The 17,034-nt window shown below is 55.4% G+C and carries 19 protein-coding genes and 1 pseudogene; 8 read left to right on the top strand and 12 right to left on the bottom strand.

The window, feature by feature from the left end; translation table 11 throughout:
* Nucleotides 1-8 precede the first annotated feature (8 nt).
* Both AU11_RS06510 and pilB read right to left on the bottom strand, forming a co-directional pair.
* Nucleotides 9-1,223, bottom strand: coding sequence for a type II secretion system F family protein (locus tag AU11_RS06510; protein ID WP_043317324.1), 1,215 nt, complete (start codon nucleotides 1,221-1,223; stop codon nucleotides 9-11).
* Nucleotides 1,224-1,256: 33 nt separating this feature from the next.
* On the bottom strand, nucleotides 1,257-2,969 hold the full coding sequence (gene pilB, locus AU11_RS06505; RefSeq protein ID WP_043317322.1) for a type IV-A pilus assembly ATPase PilB: 1,713 nt from the start codon (nucleotides 2,967-2,969) through the stop codon (nucleotides 1,257-1,259).
* A gap of 421 nt (nucleotides 2,970-3,390) precedes the next feature.
* Between pilB and AU11_RS06500 the strand changes: the two genes are divergently transcribed.
* A complete protein-coding gene (locus tag AU11_RS06500; RefSeq protein ID WP_043318382.1) occupies nucleotides 3,391-3,837 on the top strand; it encodes a pilin in 447 nt (148 codons plus the stop codon).
* Nucleotides 3,838-4,010: 173 nt separating this feature from the next.
* Here AU11_RS06500 and AU11_RS06495 read toward each other — a convergent pair.
* Nucleotides 4,011-4,493: pseudogene (locus AU11_RS06495) on the bottom strand (transposase); the annotation flags it as partial.
* Between the two features lie 261 nt (nucleotides 4,494-4,754).
* Here AU11_RS06495 and AU11_RS06490 point away from each other — a divergent pair.
* From AU11_RS06490 to AU11_RS06480, 3 genes are all read left to right on the top strand, one after another.
* Nucleotides 4,755-5,741 (top strand): transposase, encoded by a 987-nt coding sequence (locus tag AU11_RS06490; protein ID WP_043317320.1) that lies wholly within the window; start codon nucleotides 4,755-4,757, stop codon nucleotides 5,739-5,741.
* A 119-nt stretch (nucleotides 5,742-5,860) separates the two neighbouring features.
* Nucleotides 5,861-6,292 carry a nucleotidyltransferase substrate binding protein gene (locus AU11_RS06485; protein ID WP_043317318.1) on the top strand — a complete coding sequence of 144 codons (432 nt, stop codon included), beginning with the start codon at nucleotides 5,861-5,863 and terminating at the stop codon, nucleotides 6,290-6,292.
* Nucleotides 6,276-6,605: a nucleotidyltransferase domain-containing protein gene (locus tag AU11_RS06480; RefSeq protein ID WP_043317316.1), complete on the top strand. Its 330-nt coding sequence runs from the start codon at nucleotides 6,276-6,278 to the stop codon at nucleotides 6,603-6,605. The genes AU11_RS06485 and AU11_RS06480 overlap by 17 nt, the downstream gene beginning before the upstream one ends.
* A gap of 96 nt (nucleotides 6,606-6,701) precedes the next feature.
* Here the strand turns inward: AU11_RS06480 and AU11_RS06475 are convergent, their stop codons facing one another.
* The gene (locus AU11_RS06475) at nucleotides 6,702-7,019 is read right to left on the bottom strand and encodes a HepT-like ribonuclease domain-containing protein (protein WP_043317314.1); all 318 of its coding nucleotides are present in this window, start codon (nucleotides 7,017-7,019) and stop codon (nucleotides 6,702-6,704) included.
* A gap of 21 nt (nucleotides 7,020-7,040) precedes the next feature.
* A complete protein-coding gene (locus AU11_RS06470) occupies nucleotides 7,041-8,516 on the bottom strand; it encodes a DUF3360 family protein (protein ID WP_043317313.1) in 1,476 nt (491 codons plus the stop codon).
* A 341-nt stretch (nucleotides 8,517-8,857) separates the two neighbouring features.
* On the opposite strand from AU11_RS06470, the gene AU11_RS06465 reads away from it, so the two are divergent.
* The gene (locus AU11_RS06465) at nucleotides 8,858-9,097 is read left to right on the top strand and encodes a YdcH family protein (protein WP_043317311.1); all 240 of its coding nucleotides are present in this window, start codon (nucleotides 8,858-8,860) and stop codon (nucleotides 9,095-9,097) included.
* A gap of 18 nt (nucleotides 9,098-9,115) precedes the next feature.
* Here AU11_RS06465 and AU11_RS06460 read toward each other — a convergent pair whose 3' ends face one another.
* On the bottom strand, nucleotides 9,116-9,502 hold the full coding sequence (locus tag AU11_RS06460) for a DUF2750 domain-containing protein (protein WP_043317309.1): 387 nt from the start codon (nucleotides 9,500-9,502) through the stop codon (nucleotides 9,116-9,118).
* 154 nt (nucleotides 9,503-9,656) lie between these two features.
* Here AU11_RS06460 and AU11_RS06455 point away from each other — a divergent pair, with 154 nt between their 5' ends.
* Complete coding sequence (locus AU11_RS06455; RefSeq protein ID WP_043317307.1) at nucleotides 9,657-10,319, top strand: peroxiredoxin-like family protein; 663 nt, start codon at nucleotides 9,657-9,659, stop codon at nucleotides 10,317-10,319.
* Nucleotides 10,320-10,343: 24 nt separating this feature from the next.
* Here the strand turns inward: AU11_RS06455 and AU11_RS06450 are convergent, their stop codons facing one another.
* The 4 genes from AU11_RS06450 to can all read right to left on the bottom strand — a co-directional run bounded on the left by AU11_RS06450 (nucleotide 10,344) and on the right by can (nucleotide 14,460).
* The gene (locus AU11_RS06450) at nucleotides 10,344-11,111 is read right to left on the bottom strand and encodes a glycerophosphodiester phosphodiesterase (RefSeq protein ID WP_043317306.1); all 768 of its coding nucleotides are present in this window, start codon (nucleotides 11,109-11,111) and stop codon (nucleotides 10,344-10,346) included.
* 206 nt (nucleotides 11,112-11,317) lie between these two features.
* Nucleotides 11,318-11,857 (bottom strand): flavin reductase family protein, encoded by a 540-nt coding sequence (locus tag AU11_RS06445; protein WP_081847966.1) that lies wholly within the window; start codon nucleotides 11,855-11,857, stop codon nucleotides 11,318-11,320.
* Between the two features lie 96 nt (nucleotides 11,858-11,953).
* The gene (locus AU11_RS06440; protein WP_051687004.1) at nucleotides 11,954-13,627 is read right to left on the bottom strand and encodes an FAD-dependent oxidoreductase; all 1,674 of its coding nucleotides are present in this window, start codon (nucleotides 13,625-13,627) and stop codon (nucleotides 11,954-11,956) included.
* A 176-nt stretch (nucleotides 13,628-13,803) separates the two neighbouring features.
* Entirely contained in the window at nucleotides 13,804-14,460 is a 657-nt protein-coding gene (gene can, locus AU11_RS06435) for a carbonate dehydratase (RefSeq protein WP_231491638.1), read from the bottom strand.
* 179 nt (nucleotides 14,461-14,639) lie between these two features.
* Here can and AU11_RS06430 point away from each other — a divergent pair, with 179 nt between their 5' ends.
* Entirely contained in the window at nucleotides 14,640-14,828 is a 189-nt protein-coding gene (locus tag AU11_RS06430; protein WP_043317301.1) for a hypothetical protein, read from the top strand.
* A 41-nt stretch (nucleotides 14,829-14,869) separates the two neighbouring features.
* On the top strand, nucleotides 14,870-15,358 hold the full coding sequence (locus tag AU11_RS06425; RefSeq protein WP_043317299.1) for an N-acetyltransferase: 489 nt from the start codon (nucleotides 14,870-14,872) through the stop codon (nucleotides 15,356-15,358).
* A gap of 22 nt (nucleotides 15,359-15,380) precedes the next feature.
* Here the strand turns inward: AU11_RS06425 and AU11_RS06420 are convergent, their stop codons facing one another.
* Both AU11_RS06420 and AU11_RS06415 read right to left on the bottom strand, forming a co-directional pair.
* Entirely contained in the window at nucleotides 15,381-16,226 is an 846-nt protein-coding gene (locus tag AU11_RS06420; protein ID WP_043317297.1) for an SPFH domain-containing protein, read from the bottom strand.
* Nucleotides 16,227-16,277: 51 nt separating this feature from the next.
* Nucleotides 16,278-16,739, bottom strand: a complete 462-nt coding sequence (locus tag AU11_RS06415; RefSeq protein WP_043317295.1) for an NfeD family protein — start codon at nucleotides 16,737-16,739, stop codon at nucleotides 16,278-16,280.
* Between the last annotated feature and the right edge of the window lie 295 nt (nucleotides 16,740-17,034).

Here is a 17,034-nt window from a genome sequence, read left to right as displayed (position 1 = left end):
TCTAATCGTTAGACTACTTGACCTAGTTGGAAGATGGGTAGGTACATGGCAATGAGCAGACCACCGACCAGAACACCCAAGACAGCCATAATCATAGGTTCTAGCAAGGTTGTAAGGTTATCAACCATATTATCTACGGCCTCTTCATAGAAATCGGCAGCTTTTGCCAGCATTTCATCCAGTGAACCTGATTCTTCGCCAATTGCTGCCATCTGTACCAACATGATTGGGTAAAGCCCTGAAGCTCGCATAGCGCCATTCAAAGGAATACCTGTGGCTACAGAGTCGCGGATCTTTAGAGTAGCCTCCTCATAAATAACATTTCCGGTGGCACCCGCGACAGATTTCAAGGCATCTATTAGTGGTACACCTGCCGCGAACGTAGTAGATAGGGTTCTCGCAAAGCGAGCGGCAATAGAGTTGTAAGTAATCTGGCCTAAGACGGGGATTCTCAGCATCAGCTTGTCAAAAGCATTTGCGATATTTTTATTTCGTTTTTTTGCTTCTATTGTCCCGCCTACGATAATTATTGTACAAATAAATGCGATGAGCCAATTTGCCTGCATCCATTCAGAGATCCCTAGCACAAATAAAGTGAATGCTGGGAGGTCTGCGCCAAAACTGGAGAAGGTTTGAGCGAACTGTGGTACAACTTTTACCAATAGTACAGCTGTTACAATTGCCGCAACGACCACAACCGCAATGGGGTAGGTCATTGCTTTCTTGATTTTCTTCTTAAGTGACTCGGTTTTCTCCTTATATGTGGCAATACGATCCAGCATGGTTTCCAGTGCGCCAGACTGCTCGCCCGAGGCAACAAGGTTACAGAATAAGTCATCAAAATAGAGGGGATGCTTACGCAGAGCGTCGGCGAAGGCCGTGCCGGAAGCAACATCATCCCGGATCTTAAATATCAAATCCTTCAGCCCCTCGTTATCCAGGCCATCAGCAACAATCTCAAAACTCTGCACTAGAGGCACGCCGGCCTTCATCATGGTAGCCATCTGACGAGTGAAGATAGCAATGTCGCCGGGCTTTACCTTTTTCTTGCCTCCGAATAAAGGTTGGGGCTTTTTCTGTACCCTGTTGGCTATAATTCCCTGTCGGCGCAACTGGGCCTTGATTAACGCGGGGGTTGTGCTGTTGACCTCCCCCTCAACTTTATTACCTTTGGCATCCACGCCTTTATAGATATAAGCGACTGCGGTGGCGGCTTTGGCCATGGTGTTAATCCCGGTTTTTTATCGTGTGTCTGGTTAGTCGTTGGTAACCCGGTTGGCTTCTTCGAGGCTGGTGACCCCCATCACTACCTTGCGTAAGGCAGATGTACGCAGGTTGTTGAAGCCTTCTTTCTGAGCCTGGTCGGCAATTTGAATGGAGTTTCCCCCCTCCATTATAATGCGCGAAATCCCATCAGTGATGCGAACCACTTCATACACGCCGACCCGCCCCTTGTAGCCCTTGGAGCAGTGCTCGCAGCCCACCGGCTGAAAAATTTGCCACTCACTTTTAGGGATGGTCACTGTATCAAAGCCTTCTTCCTTCAATACATCTTCTGGTAGCTGTGCAGGCTTTTTACATTCGCCACACAATCTCCGTGCCAGGCGCTGGGCAATAATCACGCTCACCGAGGTGGCGATATTGAAAGTGGGAACCCCCATGTTCATCAACCGGGTGAGAGTTTCCGGCGCGGAATTGGTGTGCAGGGTAGACAAAACCAGGTGGCCGGTCTGAGCCGCCTTGATGGCAATCTCTGCGGTTTCCAGGTCCCGGATCTCCCCCACCATTACAATATCCGGATCCTGCCGTAAGAACGAGCGCAGGGCCTCGGCAAAGTTCAGCCCTACCTTATTGGAGACGTTAACCTGGTTGATTCCCTCCAGGTTGATTTCCACTGGGTCTTCAGCAGTTGAAATATTGCGCTCTGGTGTATTGAGGATATTGAGGCCAGTGTAAAGAGATACCGTTTTACCGGACCCCGTTGGGCCGGTCACCAGAATCATGCCCTGAGGTTGCGCCAAGGCATTCATATAAATTTTCTTCTGCTCTTCCTCATAACCGAGGGCGTCAATACCCAGCTTGGCAGAAGAGGGGTCCAGAATTCGCAGTACTATCTTCTCGCCCCACAAGGTGGGCAGGCTGTTTACCCGGAAATCGATGGCCTTGGTTTTGGATAGCTTCATTTTGATGCGCCCGTCCTGAGGCACGCGCCGCTCGGAGATATCCATTTTCGACATCACTTTCAGGCGCGCGGAAATCCGGGTAGCCAGCTGGATCGGGGGGCGCGCCACCTCGTGCAGCACGCCATCGGTACGCATGCGTACGCGATAGGTCTTCTCATACGGTTCAAAGTGAATATCGGAAGCGCCGGTACGGATTGCATCGAGCAGGACTTTGTTGACAAAGCGCACGACGGGCGCCTCATCGCCACCTATATCGCTTTCATCATCGCGAGCTTGTTCACCGCCTTCCACATCCAGGGAGTCCAGATCTTCATCGTCCAGCCCTTCGAGACCACCGCCAACATCGTCACTATTGGCGAGGTAGCTTTCAATCGCTTTCGCCAGCTTGTCGGTCTCGACCAACACTGCATCGGTATTGAGGCCGGTGTTGAAATTAATTTCATCCAAGCCCGCTAGGTTGGTGGGGTCTGCCACTGCCACAAAAAGCCGGTTGCCACGCTTATACAGCGGCAGGGCGAAGTGCTTGGTTATCAGCTTTTCGTCAACCACGTTCCTAGGCAGTAGATCGAAATTATAGCTGGACAGGTCGAAAAGCGGTGAGCCGAATGCCTGACTGGCAATGCTGGCCAGCTCCCGACTTTTAATCAGTTTTGCTTCTACCGCGTGCTGGGCGAAACTCTGGCCTTCCCGTTTGGCCGCTGTGAGCGCTGATTGAGCGGTGGGCTCGTCAAGTGCCTTATCGATCACCAGCCGCTTGGCCAGTCCGCTGAGAGAGGTGCTACTCATTAAAATATATTCGCAATGTCTATTTTTGGGGCAGGTTTGGCGGTTTATTGCACGGGTACGCCTGCTCCTCAATATATCGAATTAACTGGCAGTCGCCAATTGCTGAAAAGACAATTGGATCACAGCCTTAACCTGCCTAGTTAAAGAAATTTATGAGCAATCGACTTTTGGGGCCTACTATATTAATTAATAGGTTTGTGAGTAGCCACTAGCTGACAATAAGTGTCACTATAACAGAGGTGGTGGTTAAGTTTTGCTCGCTGTGGTTGCGTTGCGACCAGATTGTTGGAGATTTGGTTTAACTTTCGTAGTAACTGAGGGAGGTGCCGCTTGCGCGTTTTGCCACAAACCCGGTATTGTAATTGTCGACTTCCTCACGGGATTTCGTCCAAAAACAACAGTCTGTATGGAGACGGTTACAATGAAAAAGCAACAGGGTTTTACTCTTATTGAATTGATGATCGTAGTTGCGATCATTGGCATTCTGGCTGCAGTAGCACTGCCTGCATACCAGGATTACACTGCGCGAGCCCAAGCAGCGGAAGCTCCGTCTATTGCGGCTGCAGCCAAGACCGCAATAGTCGAGTACTGGAATAGTGAGGGTGCATACCCTGCTAGCGGTGGTTCTCCTCTCGACTCCGATAGCCTAGCTGCGACTGGTGAGTACTCTGCTTTGGCTGTAGGTGACGGCACAGGAGTGATTACTGTTACTTTTAACTCTGCTGGAGTATCAAGTGAGCTTAAAAGCAAAACCGTAACCTTCACTCCTGTACCGCCTACAGCTAGTAATGCTTCATTCGGCTGGACGTGCGCTGGCACCACGTTGCAAAAGCATATGCCTAAAGGGTGCACTACTACTGCTCCCTAGTAGAGGCTATGGTCAATTTGTGACCAGTTAGGGCTAAGGGTCAACCCTTACCTTAATAATTAGTGGAAGAGAGCCCCGCAGTTTTTGCGGGGCTTTTTTGTTTGCCCGCGAGTTTGTGGGGGTAGGGGTCATGGGGTAGAGTTATTGTCAATTCTGGTGTTCAGCGGTCTTGATCAAGCAGCGCTCTGGTCAGCGGCTGGCACCTCTTCTCCATCTTTGAATTTCACTCCGGTAATGACTTTCGCGAGGTAGTCAAAGCCCCGGAGCTTTCTCCATTTTCCTTCTGCGCACATGCCCAGTTTGAACAACATGTGCAGCATTCCGTCTCTTGATAGGCAGCCCTTCGAGCGTTTAGTGCGACGCCGTATTGTTCCGAACGTTGACTCAATTGGGTTCGTTGTCCGGATGCTCTGCCAGTGCTTCGCCGGGAAGTCGTAGAAGCTCATCAGCTCTTCGTGATCCTTGAGCAAGCATTCAGTGACTTTCGGGTATTTTGCCTCGTACGTCTTGATGAAGGTGTCGAAGGCACTCTCCGCATCTGCCCGTGTCTCTGCCTGCCAGATGTCGTGCAGGAAACGCTTTGCTTTGGGTTGGCTCGCTTTTGGCAGCTTATTCAGAACGTTGGCCGTTTTGTGTACCCAGCAGCGCTGCTGGCGGAAAGTTTAGGGGTCAAAGGAAAGTTTAGGGGTCAAATCTTGACACAACAGTATTCCAGTCTTGTCTCCTTACATGAGCAGACCTTTACGACTGGAATACCCCGGAGCCTGGTACCACGTGATGAACCGTGGCCTGGCCCGGCAGAAAACTTTTATCAATGCGGGTTGCTATTCCGCGTTTCTCAATACACTGTCTGGGCTGAGTTTAGTGGTTTAGGGGTCAAATCTTGACATAACAGTATTCCAGTCTACTCTCCTTACATGAGCAGACCTTTACGACTGGAATACCCCGGAGCCTGGTACCACGTGATGAATCGTGGCTTGGCCCGGCAGAAAATTTTTCTCAATGCGGATTGCTATTCCGCATTTCTCAATACGCTTGCTGAAGCCCATCAGCGGTTTCAGGTTCAGGTGCACGCCTATTGTTTGATGGGCAACCACTACCATCTTCTTATTCACACACCTCTCGGCAATCTGAGCCGCGCGATGCGCCATATCAATGGTGTTTATACTCAGCGCTTTAATCGGCTGCAGGGGCGGGATGGCCCGCTGTTTCGCGGTCGCTACAAGGCAATTTTGGTGGAGGCCGATAGTTACCACTTGCCACTAACCCGGTATATCCACCGCAACCCGATTGAGACCAGGCAGCCGTTGGTGGATTCATTGGAGGCGTATCGCTGGTCCAGTTATCCCGCATTCCTCAATCTTTGCAAATCGCCAGACTGGCTGTATCGGGATTTTACCTACGCGGCGTTGGGCCGTCGGGACAAGTACCAGGGCTACCGGCAGTTTGTGGAGCAGGGTGTGGATGAGGAAGTGGCGGCGTTTTACGAGCGTCAGCGGCAGTCGCCGTTTCTTGGTGGTGAGGCGTTTCAGGCAGAAATGCGCTCGCGGCTTGGTGAGATACCGCCCGAGGTGAACGGCGTGGCCGGTGACGGCGGCACTTCGGTTGGGCATGTGACGATTGTGGAGGCTGTTGCAACGGTCTTTGAGCGGCAGGCTGACGACCTTTATAAGCGCTCGGCGCCTGGGCGCTCTGGCGCAAATCCGGCGCGGGCGGTGGCGATGTGGCTTTGTCAGGATCTGGCGGGGATGACGCTGCCAGAGATTGGCGCAGTGTTTGGTGGTGTGCATTACAGTGCGGTGAGTCAGGCGGTGCGGCGGATAAAGGAGAAGGTGAGGGGGAGCGCCGAATTGAGTCGCCTGTTTGAAGCGGCAAGGGGGGAGGTTTTAGGAAGTGGGTTGTGAGGTTGACTTTGACCTGTGAGTCATGATTCCGTGAGTCGGCTTGAACGAACTCGTTGTGACCAAGTGAGCAAGCACTATAATCGGCCGGAAGGCGATTATAGTGACTTTTGGAAGGGAAAATGGCTCTAAACGTGGATCATCTGTGCCGGACGGTGGATACACTGGCTGTAGCGCTCGAAGAGTTGGGTAAGGTATCGCCGGGCAGTGTTCAATACGATCTGTTTCGTAATGCCGCCATCAAGAGTTTTGAGCTTTCGTTGGAAACATCGGGAAAGTTGTTGCGAAAGGCGTTGAAGGCATTTTCCGGGAGCCCGCGACAAGTCGATAGACTGGTTTTCAATGATGTCCTGAGAAACGCTGGGACTCATGGTTTGCTGAGTATAGATGAGGTCGAGCGTTGGCTTGAGTATCGCGCCAACCGGAACACCACGGCGCACGACTATGGCGAGCAATTCGCAAATGAAACGTTAGTGCTCTTACCGCGTTATGTTGAGGATGCCAGGGCGCTAGCCAAGGTATTGTCGGAGATGACTGATGGCACCCAAGCTTGATCTGTTGCCGCGATACGCGGAAGGCGTGTTGGGTATTCTCGATGAGCAGGTCCCGGAGGCTGAAGTCTGGGCGTTCGGTAGTCGGGTGGTCGGCGGGGCCCATGAAGGTAGTGACCTGGACCTAGTGCTTCGCAACCCAGGTGATCTTTCTGCGCCCTTATCTGGCCTTGGGGCGCTTAAAGAGGCACTGAGTCAAAGTACAATCCCAATTCTGGTTGAAGTGCATGACTGGGCCCTGTTGCCAGAAGCATTTCACGAAGAAATTGAGAAAAAAAGCCTCCTTTTTCGGGCGCCCGTAAAGCCGGCGGCTTGAATGATTCGCTGGCGTCAAACCCTGCCATCACTGTGGTATAGCGCCAACTGTGAATATTAGTGCAGTGGCTGTGGCCGACGTCACTGCTGGTATGGGTTAGTCGGTGCTGTCGCCAAGCAGCTTGCAACAATGCTCCACAAACAGACCAACCTTTTTGTATTTCTGTTCTTCCAGCACGGCCTGGATTAGCTCCCAGTCCAGGTTGAAGTAGTCGTGAACAATGGCGTTGCGCATACCTATAGCGCCTTTCATTTCTTGCGCGCTCACGTTCGCGAGGGGGTGGTGCTCCAGTAGCTGGGCGATGGCGCTGGCGGCTTCGCTTCGAGCAGGGTAATTCAGTTTCTTGTTGGCATGTTTGGCTGCGCCGATAGCGGCTCCTACCAGTATTTGCAGGCTGCTGTTGCGCAGTATCAATTGATACCTGATCGGTTACGGTTATTCCATTCTGAACGCCCCCACCACCGCCGGCACCCCCGGAAACATCCCAATCGCCAACATCACAACACTCAGCAAAGCAAAAACAATCCCGGGAATTATCCATCGGCCAGTGTGCCCAAGCTCCTGCCCGCGTTCCTTACACCCGATCAGCCCCAGATTGTCCAGCAGCACCGTCAATGACCAGCCAAATACCGGGTTGACGATGGCGGAGGAGAAAATGACGACGGCGGCGGATTCGGTGGTTTTGCCTTTGCGGGTCATTTGCATGCCGGCTTCCAACAGTGGTAGGAACACGCCAACGATCAGCGCGATGCTTAACACCGGTGGCCATACCGCGAGATCCATGGGGTAGCCGAGTATTGCCGTGGCAATACACAGGATACCGGTGAGTACGGCACCGCCGGGAATTGGCCGTTTGGCGATTGCCGCCGGCACGATGTAGGTCCCCCAGGAGGAGGTGATATTTGCGCCCCCCATGACACTGCCGACAATTTGCCGGGAGGCGGCGCCGATCATGGTGTCGTCAATATTCATGATTACCCGGTCGGTGTTTTTCGGGTAGTTGAGTCGCTGGAACACCTGATGGCCGAGGAAGTCCGGGGACCACATGGCGACGGCGAGAATGGCGAAGGGGGTGACCGCCAGGAACGCCTTCAGGTCCGGTAAACCCAGCTGCCAGCCGGTGGATTCCCCCCACCAATATGCCGGGTTCATGTTCGGCAGGCCTGGTTCGGTGGTGAATTCGAAGGGTGCCCCTAGCGCAAAAGCTATCAGCCCCGCCAGCAGGCACCCCAGCGGAATGGCCAGCCAGCGTTTGCGGAAGTGCTCGAGCAGGGCGTACATGACTATGGTGGCGAGCAGTACGACGAAGGCGATATGGCCCTTGTCGAAGCTTTCCGCCCAGCTAAACAGGCGCCCCACCTGGCTGGTTACGCCAATAAATCCGAGGTACAGCAGCAGGCCGCCAGCTACCCCATTGCTGGTCAGTCGGGTGAGCAGGCTCCCGCATTTGGTGATACCCAGGATAAAGCCCAGTATTCCGATCATGATCCCCAGTGCCATGGGGTGCCCTCCGGAGGCGACGACAAGGGGAATCATGGGGATCAGTGGCCCGTGGGTGCCGGGCAGGTTGGCGGTGGGGTTCAGGAATCCGGAAAGAAAGAAGGCGAACAGAACTGCCGCGATCAGCATCTCGAAACGGATATTCTCCGTTATAAATTCGGTGGAAAGCCCCAGCGGTGTGGCGAATGCCGCCACAATAGCGGCCACCATCACTACCTTGCCGATAGTGGCGGCCATGGCGGGGATCCAGTCTTCCCACTCAAAACGGTAGTCGCGGAATGGGTAGTTGGGGGCCCAGCGGCGCGGGGCCATGACTTGCAGTTCGTGCTCAAGATAGGCTTCGCGGGTGGCAAACGCTGATCTCGGCTTGCGCTGTGTCCGGTAGCTATTCTCGGTTTGAGGCTCTGTCATCTAATGGTCCTTCACAGGGGCACTTATTGAAGGTTCTTCTCAAAGGTTTTTCTCAAAGCTCCTTATCATTGGCTCTTATCAAAGGGCCTTGGTCAGCTCTGCGGGTGTTCAGGTATCTGGCGTTTAGGTAACTATAGACGCGGGACAGTCGAGGAAAGCGAGTCCCGCGCCTGGTGCAGGACACGGTTGATGACAAGGTAAAATCAGGAGGGGGCGGCGCGGATGCGTTGATGGCGGGGATATTGGTCCGTGGCGAGTAATGTGGAGGGGACCGCTTCGACACTAGTATTCAGGAGTGAACCTCCAGCTTCCTGCTTACTAACTAATCGGAGCCTCTGCCCATGACCATGCGCACCCTGGAAACCGAATTTCCCGACCTCGCCGACAGTATCCGTCACCTTGTTCAGGACAGTATCCAGTTCAAGACCGATCGCGATAATTACCACAAGCTGGATAAAACCATTCGCGGTCTGGAGGAGCGAGGGGTGGCGACGGACGATCACCATTTCCGGGCACTGAAGACCGAGCGTGCGCGGTTGAAGGATCAACTTTACACTCAGGCGAAAAACCACGGGCACTGAGTGCGCCCGGGTTACATGTCAAAACCGTGATAGCTCGTCCCGCAGGTCCTGCTCCAGGTCTGCGGGTTCGGTGATCCATACGCTGTGATCTCCACCGGGAAATATGCCTACCTCGATACGGTCTTTTTTCAGGCCGGGCAACCAGCGGTTGAGGAACTGGGGGAGAGGGATACTTTTCGGCGTCAGGTCGCTGTCACTGGCGCTGTAGGCTTCGGCAAACTCGGCGCTCGGCCACACGGGGAGGTAGTCGAAGCCGCCATCCTCATCGCTGTGCAGCTTGAGGAAGTGCTCGTCGCTGTTGATCAATATCCAGACTTCCCGTTCTTCCCCCACCAGGTCCAGAAAATATTCAAAGCGCTCTTCGCAGGACTGTTCCAGTACGCTTTCCAGGTGATCTTCGCTCATAGGGTAACTTCTTGTGGCTTTGGGTGGCTTCGTCGCTGTTTGGGTGGCGGGATTGGCAAGTTGCCGTTTTGTGAAATGTTCATTATGCGCCACGCCGGTCGCTCAGAGTATGGTAATTTGAAAGCGAGTTCGCAATTGAGAAAAAGGAGTCGTCATGAGAAGAGTATTGTGTCTGTTTTCACTGTTGCTCGGGATCTTTTCCGGAGTGCAGGCGGAGGACGTCAAATTGCCTGAGCGCTTGCCGGAGCTCTCGGTGACCGAGGATGCGGCGCTTGGCACCGGGGATGTGGGGCTGAAGGCGGGGGCCAAGCCAGAGGATTTTACCGTGCGCGATCATAAGGGAGATGCGATTTCCCTGCGCTCCCTGGTGGCCTACAAGGCGCCGATACTGGTGATTTTCTACAGAGGGGGCTGGTGCCCTTACTGTAATGTTCAGATCCGTCAGCTGGCAGAGGCGTGGCCAGAGTTTGAAAAGCGCGGAGTGACGCCGGTGCTGATCAGCGCGGATAAGCCGGATGCGGGTGCCATGGCCAAGGCGACCTACGAGATTCCTTTCCCGGTATTGTCCGACCCGGATCTGAAAGCCCACGAGGCATTTGATGTGGTGGTGCAGATCGACGATGCGACGGTGGAAAAGTACAAAACTTACGGAATTGTGCTTGAGGACTGGTCGGGGCGGGATCACCACAAAATCGCGGCACCGGGAATCTTTCTTGTGAATAAAGAGGGCGTCGTGGAGTGGGCCCATGTCTCCAAAGATTACAAGACCCGCCCCAGTGTCGGGCAGCTGTTAGAGATGCTGGACAGCCGCAACTAGCCACTGAACAGATCGGGCCCAGAATCAGCCGGCTTTGAGTCCCCCGGCCGGCTGGATCTGCTCCGCCAGTACTTCGGCGGTTTTGGCGGCGTTGTAATCCATGATCAGCTTTGGCTCGTCGGTAAACACGCCGTCCGCTCCCATGGCGGCTACCAGGGCGAGGTCATGCGGATGGTTGACCGTGAACACATAGCTTTTCAGGCCCCGCCGGTGGCCATCGGCAATGATTTCCGGGCACACAAAATTGAGGCTGTGATGCATGGAGTAGGCCTGTAAGGGCTCCGCGCAGGCGGCAAGATCCAGCGGCACGCCGTCAATCAGTACGCCGCGGCGCACCTGGGGGATCAGCTTCAGGCATTCGTAGATCTGGCGATGGTCAAAGGACGAGACGATGTACTGCTCGTAGCTGACGCCGTTGTCGCGGATGTAGGATTCCAGCTCCCGGGCGGCGAGTGCTGCGCAGTTGGGGCCTTTCAATTCGATATTCAGCTGCACGTGGTTGCCGATCAGTTCCAGTACTTCCCGCAGGGTAGGCACCTGCTCGCCGCCGGGTAGCAGCATTTTGCGCAGGGCACTGGGTGCCATATCCGTCAGCAGTTCCTGCCCCGCCAGCAGGCGGCCCAGGCGGCGGTCGTGTTTGACGATCAGCTCGCCGCCCACATTCCAAACGTCGATTTCCACACCGTCAATATCGAATTCCAGTGCGTGGGAGATGGCCTGCAGGGTGTTCTCCGTGGCCCGTTTGGGGTAGCCCCGGTGAGCAAAGCAGAAGAGGGTGTCGGCTGATCGCATTTCGACGTCCACAGTGGCGGAGGTCTCCCAATGATGATTTAAAAGTATGACTACGAGGTGACAGGGTCACAACGGCGAGGCGGGAATTTGGGGGGAGTTTTTAGAATATTTGGTGTGGTTTTTCTGTGGGGTTATAACGCAGCCGGGGAATAACGGACCGGTTGCGAGAATCCGGGCCCTTGTGGCCCGGCATGCGCCCAGTGGCCTTACTCGCCGGCAAGGGCGCGATAGCGGCCTCGGTGAAACACCAGAGGTTCGCCGCCGGCGGCGGAGAATTCCAGTACTTCGCCCAGCAGGATGGTGTGGTCGCCACCGGCGATATTCTGCGCGCGGCGGCAGTGGAACAGGGCGGCGCAATCGTCCAGCTGCGGGATACCTTCGGCGCCCCGGTGCCATTTTACCTGGCCGAACTTGTCGGCACCGCGGCCGGCAAACAGGTTGGAAACATGCTGTTGGTCACCCTTCAGCACGTGTACCACAAAGCGCTCACATTCGGTGAAAGCGCTGTAGCTGAGGGATCCGCGGTCGATGCTCCACAGGATCAGTGCCGGGTCCAGGGATACAGAGTTGAAGCTGTTGACGGTCATACCCACCGGCTGGCCGGCTGCGTCCAGGGTTGTGACAACGGTTACCCCGGTGGCGAACTGGCCAAGGGTGTCGCGCAGGGCGCGGGCGCGCTCGGCCTGGGAATCCTGACTGGATGCCGGGCTAACGGAAGAGGGGGCGGAATTTGAAGGTGCCGTCATACTTCGATCAATTTGTGGTCAAAATTTGTGCTGGCGGCCATTCTACGGGAAAAGCGCCGCCATTGCGTGACTTTCTTTATCGCGAACGGCGTCCGGTCAGCCCTCTGTGCCCATCAGGGGCTGGCAGCGCTGGCTGAGGACGTCGCGCTCGGTGATACCACTGCCGGTGAGGGCGAAACCATGGAGTTGGCCGCTGGCGTCCAGGTACTCCGCGACGATACCGTCGTCCAGCCTGGTGACTTTCCAGTCCCCCGTCACTTCCGCGGATCTGGGCGGGCAGACTACGGTGGGGCGCAAGGTAGTTTTTACCGCGACCGGCAGGCAGCCAAAGTGCACCGGGGTTGGAGTACCGTTGAGCGTCTGCGCCAGTGCGCGCGCGCTCTGGGTGAGTGGTGCGACGTAAAAGAGATTATGACCGTCGACTTCCGCGCAATCCCCCAGTGCAAAGATATCGGGATCGTTGGTCTGCAGCTGGCGACTGGTGACAATGCCGCGACGAACCTCGAGTCCCGCGGCTTCAGCGAGGCCGGTATTTGGTATGAGGCCAAGGGCGGCGAGGGCCAAGTCCGCATCCAGGGTGTTGCCATCGGCCAGTTCCGCGCGGACTCCGCCGGCATGCTGCTGCAGCCTGTTGACGCTGTGGCCAAAGTGGAAGTGTACTCCTGCGTTTTCAAGAGATGTCTGAATATCCCGCCCTGCGGCTTCCGGCAGCAGGTTGGCCAGCGGCCAGGACTGCGGGTCCACCACCTCGACGTTGTAGCCCGCCTGAATCAGGTCGTTGGCAAGCTCGCAACCGATCAGGCCGGCGCCCATCAACAGTACCCGCTTGCGGTTGGCCAGCGCGGTGCGGAAGCGGTGGTAATCGGTCAGGCTGTTTACCCGGAACAGGCGCGATAGTCCATTGCCCTCAATGGGCGGTAGCGGCGCGCAATTGGCACCGGTGGCAAATACCAGTCGTCCGTAAGCGAGTTCGGCGCTTATGCCGCCACTGTCGGATACCAGGGTCAGCAGTTTGGCGCTGCGGTCCAGATTGGTGACATGGGTGTGCACCAGAATTTCTGCGTTCAGTTCTTTCGCCATATCTTCCGCGGTGGCGGTGGCCAGTTGTTGCGGCGTTTTCCCGTGGGCGAGCGAGGCGGACAGCAGAGGCTTTGAATAGAAGGTACCGTCGTCACCGGTGATCAGTATCAATGGGGTGCGCTGATCCAGTTTGCGGAACTCCCTGGCCAGATGGTATCCCGCGAGACCGGTACCGATGATCACCAGTGGCAGGGTATCGTCGAGCGCAGGGCGGATGTGTTCCGCGGGTTGCTCTCCAGGGGCCTCGGCATCCGGCTGACTTACCAGTACCATATCGAAATCTTCTTTACCGACGCCGCATTCCGGGCAGGTCCAGTCGGCCGGAATATCTTCCCAGCGGGTGCCGGGGGCGATGCCTTCCTCTGGTGCCCCTTTGGCTTCGTCGTAAATCCAGCCGCACACCATGCATTCCCAGATACGGCCTGCGGCAGAGTGCACTGCTGTAGACTGTGCCGCTGTGGCTGCTACCTGTTTACTTTGGGTGCTGGCCTGTGGCTTGTGTCCCGGAGCAGTGGCCACCACCGCGAGCATTTCGAATTCGTCTTTGGTGGCGCCACACTCCGGGCAGGCCCAGTCGTCGGGAATGTCTTCCCAGCGTGTACCAGGGGGAATACCGTCGTCTGGCGAGCCTTTGGCTTCGTCGTAAATCCAGCCACAGATCTGGCATTCCCACACACGGAAGTCGGACATGATTACCCCGGAAACAGCGTTATTCGTAAAGGTCGAGCGGTCGATTTTGGAGGCTGTGGAGTTTAGGGAAAAACGCGGGGAAAGTTAAGGAACCTATGATTTAGCCGGTGATTTCCCGGGTTTTCATGGGGTCCGGGAGGGGCGGCACCGGGTGTGGGCAGTGCCCGGGGCAAGGGTTACTCCTTGCCTCTCTGGGCGATGCTGGTGAGTGCGCGGTGATACATATCGGTGATCTGCCCGGTGTTCTCGACGGTGATCTTCAGGTCATTGATCAGCCCATTGGACAAGCCGTAGACCCAACCATGTACAGACAGTTCTTGACCATTCTCCCAGGCGTCGCGCACCGGTGTGGTCTGGCACACGTGAATCACCTGCTCCAGGACATTCAATTCACACAGCAGATCCACACGATCCTGTTCTTTAAACAACTCGATCAGGGTGTGATGTTTGTCGCGCACGTCCTTGATATGGCGCAACCAGCTTTCGATCAGCCCCAGACGAGTGTCTTCCAGGGCTGCCTTGACACCGCCGCAGCCGTAGTGACCCACAACCATGATGTGTTTGACCTTGAGCACTTCGACTGCAAACTGGATCACTGACAGACAGTTCAGGTCCGAGTGCACCACCACATTGGCAACATTGCGGTGGACGAACAGCTCGCCCGGCAACAGGTCGACGATCTGGTTGGCGGGTACGCGGCTGTCGGCACAGCCAATCCACAGGTATTCCGGTGTTTGTTGTTCGGAGAGCTTGAGGAAGAAATCGGGTTTTTCCTTGCGGGTAGTTTCCGACCAGGAACGGTTTTTTTCTATCAGGTCTTGGAGCTGGGACAAGGTTGTCATTCCATTGGTGTGCAGTGACTGCGCAGAATATCCTGTTTGGGACAGGCGTGGAATGCCTGTGGTTTTCGCGAGGGGATACTGGCGGGAATGTCTGCACCGGTGATCCCCTTCTGTTACCCTGCGCCTTTCACGGTGTGTAACGCCCGCTATGCCTTTCGCAGAGATTGATTATGGGATTCCGCAGAACCAGTATTCGCCGCCCACGCCGCTTCAATAAACACAATGCGGCGTTGACACGACGGCGGAAAAAAGTGCGCTGGCTGTTGGCCCAGCGGGCGCGGGTGCGTAATTACCGCCGCTTTTTTCAGGCGCAGAGCGAGCTGGTTGCGCGGGCGGAAGCCGCGCGCACGGACTGCTGATCAATCTCATTGAGTAGCAGAAATCGGAGTTTGGGGAGAATATGAATAACACGGTTGAGACGGTAATTGCCGATTACCGCGACGCGAGACAGGGCGCAGATCTTCTGGCGTTGTTGAATGAGTATGCGCTGGACCCCTGTGGCGGCGGTGAACCACTGCCGGAAATCTGTCATGACGCGCTGCTGGAGCGTCTTGCGGCCTTTCCTGGTGCGTTTTCGGTGCTGGCGTATCAGGGGGGGAAGGCGGTTGGGCTGGTGAACTGTTTTATGGGTTTCTCCACCTTCATGTGCCAGCCGCTAGTGAATATTCACGATGTGACTGTGAGCCCGTCCGCCCGCGGCGCGGGAATCTGCACCCTGATGTTCGAGAAAGTGGTGGCAGAGGCCAGGGCGCGCGGTTGCGGCAAGATTACCTTGGAAGTGCTGGAGAAAAACCTGCCGGCGCAGGCGGCCTATCGCAAGGTGGGTTTCAAACCCTACGCTCTCGATGAAGAGTTTGGCCAGGCGGAGTTCTGGCAGCGCTACCTGTAACACAGGTGCGCTGCCATAAGCGCTATCGGTTCAGTAGCCCTTTTACAGCATTGGGCAGATCTGCGGGTAGCAGGATATTTTTGGCGTTAGCGGAGGTAGAGAGTTCCTCCAGCGCATTGATATAGCGCTCCCCCAGCAGATACATCACCGGCATTTCCTTGTCGCCAATGGCCTGAGTGACGCGCTCAATGGCTTCCCGGCTGGCATCCGCCAGTACTACCTGAGCCTTGGCATCCCGCTTTGATGCTTCCAGGCGGCCATCTGCCTCCAGAATTGCGGCCTGTTTTTCCCCTTCCGCACGGGTAACCGTGGCACGGCGCTGGCGCTCAGCGGCGGCCTGTTCTTCCATCGCTTTCTGCATGGTAGCCGAGGGGTTGATGTCCTGAATCTCCACGGTTTTCAGATTGATTCCCCAGTCGGCAATATCGTCGGAAATGGCTTCCTTCAGTTTGGCCTTGATCAGGTCGCGGGACGAGAGCGCAGCGTCGAGGGACATCTCACCGACGATGGAGCGCAGCGCAGTCTGCACCAGGTTCTGAATCGCAATTTCGTAGTCTTCAACACCGTACACCGCCTTTTCTGGCGAGACGATGTTGATATAGGCAACGGCGTTGGCAATGATCGTGGCGTTGTCCTGAGTGATGACTTCCTGAGAGGGGATATCCAGCACGATATCTTTGGTAGTCACCTTGTAGGGTACCTGGTCCACATAAGGGATGATGACATTCATGCCCGGGTTTAGTGTGCTGTGGTATTTGCCCAGCCGTTGCACGATGTGTTTGGAGCCCTGCGGTACGATACGTACCCCCATGCCGACGGTGATAATCACCAGCACTACCAGTGCCAAGACTACAGATAAACCTTCCATTTACATTTCCCCAATAAAATATTCTGTGTGTTTGGATTGAAAGTCGTTCGGTCAGAGCGGGCTGACTACCAGTGTGTTACCGGAAATATTCATCACTTTGACCCTTTCGCCCACCGCAATCTCACTGGTACTCATAAACATCCACTCATCTTCGCCGAGAATGGGTGCCGGGAAGCGCATGCGTCCGCGGGCTTTGCCAATGTTGGAGTCGATCACTGAACCAACTTGGCCGGTCAGCGCTTCCATTGCCATGCCCGAAGTAGTGCGGTCTTTCCAGTTGGGTTTGATAAATTTCTGCCACAGAAACACCAGTGCAATAGACAGCCCCGCCCAGATCAGCAGCTGCGCGGTAATCGGCATGCCCACCAGCATCAGTAATACCCCCATAAAAAGTGCGGCGAGACCGAACCAGAACAGGATAAAGCCGGAAACGAAGATCTCGGCGGTTACCAGCAATAGTCCCAGTACCAGCCAGTGCCAGTAGGCGATGTGTGTATTCAGCCATTCGAGCATGATGGCTTTCTCCTTGTGTTAATTCTTGAAGCTTGCTGCCAAATTGAATGAGCAATTCCGTGATTATGCCTGAAAGCGTTAATGCCCGCGCGGGATATACCAGGTGGGGGTGTCGGAGCACAATCCCGTCGCACATCCTCCGCACAATAGAGCCTGGTTATCACGTATGATCCGCGGAATTTACCGTGAAAATAGTTCCATAAAAATTCGTAAAAACTTCATGAAAGCGCAGCAAATTCGGGGGGCTGTGCAATACTTTTTGCAGGTGCCGGTGAGTTTTACTCCGCTGGTACCG

Source organism: Microbulbifer sp. HZ11 (genome assembly GCF_000708675.1).
In the GTDB taxonomy this organism is placed as follows: Bacteria; Pseudomonadota; Gammaproteobacteria; order Pseudomonadales; family Cellvibrionaceae; genus Microbulbifer.
The sequence above is the reverse complement of the archived record's forward strand: the minus strand, read 5'-3'. Positions and strand labels throughout refer to the sequence as shown.

What these genes read in the sequence shown, in the direction of transcription:
- AU11_RS06465 (WP_043317311.1), top strand. Translation starts at nt 8,858, where the DNA reads ATGACCATGCGCACCCTGGAAACCGAATTTCCCGACCTCGCCGACAGT.
- AU11_RS06445 (WP_081847966.1), bottom strand. Translation starts at nt 11,857, where the DNA reads ATGACGGCACCTTCAAATTCCGCCCCCTCTTCCGTTAGCCCGGCATCC.
- pilB (WP_043317322.1), bottom strand. Translation starts at nt 2,969, where the DNA reads ATGAGTAGCACCTCTCTCAGCGGACTGGCCAAGCGGCTGGTGATCGAT.
- AU11_RS06425 (WP_043317299.1), top strand. Translation starts at nt 14,870, where the DNA reads ATGAATAACACGGTTGAGACGGTAATTGCCGATTACCGCGACGCGAGA.
- AU11_RS06500 (WP_043318382.1), top strand. Translation starts at nt 3,391, where the DNA reads ATGAAAAAGCAACAGGGTTTTACTCTTATTGAATTGATGATCGTAGTT.
- AU11_RS06450 (WP_043317306.1), bottom strand. Translation starts at nt 11,111, where the DNA reads ATGCGATCAGCCGACACCCTCTTCTGCTTTGCTCACCGGGGCTACCCC.
- AU11_RS06480 (WP_043317316.1), top strand. Translation starts at nt 6,276, where the DNA reads ATGGCACCCAAGCTTGATCTGTTGCCGCGATACGCGGAAGGCGTGTTG.
- AU11_RS06420 (WP_043317297.1), bottom strand. Translation starts at nt 16,226, where the DNA reads ATGGAAGGTTTATCTGTAGTCTTGGCACTGGTAGTGCTGGTGATTATC.
- AU11_RS06470 (WP_043317313.1), bottom strand. Translation starts at nt 8,516, where the DNA reads ATGACAGAGCCTCAAACCGAGAATAGCTACCGGACACAGCGCAAGCCG.
- AU11_RS06455 (WP_043317307.1), top strand. Translation starts at nt 9,657, where the DNA reads ATGAGAAGAGTATTGTGTCTGTTTTCACTGTTGCTCGGGATCTTTTCC.
- AU11_RS06460 (WP_043317309.1), bottom strand. Translation starts at nt 9,502, where the DNA reads ATGAGCGAAGATCACCTGGAAAGCGTACTGGAACAGTCCTGCGAAGAG.
- AU11_RS06430 (WP_043317301.1), top strand. Translation starts at nt 14,640, where the DNA reads ATGGGATTCCGCAGAACCAGTATTCGCCGCCCACGCCGCTTCAATAAA.
- AU11_RS06485 (WP_043317318.1), top strand. Translation starts at nt 5,861, where the DNA reads ATGGCTCTAAACGTGGATCATCTGTGCCGGACGGTGGATACACTGGCT.
- AU11_RS06440 (WP_051687004.1), bottom strand. Translation starts at nt 13,627, where the DNA reads ATGTCCGACTTCCGTGTGTGGGAATGCCAGATCTGTGGCTGGATTTAC.
- AU11_RS06415 (WP_043317295.1), bottom strand. Translation starts at nt 16,739, where the DNA reads ATGCTCGAATGGCTGAATACACACATCGCCTACTGGCACTGGCTGGTA.
- AU11_RS06490 (WP_043317320.1), top strand. Translation starts at nt 4,755, where the DNA reads ATGAGCAGACCTTTACGACTGGAATACCCCGGAGCCTGGTACCACGTG.
- AU11_RS06510 (WP_043317324.1), bottom strand. Translation starts at nt 1,223, where the DNA reads ATGGCCAAAGCCGCCACCGCAGTCGCTTATATCTATAAAGGCGTGGAT.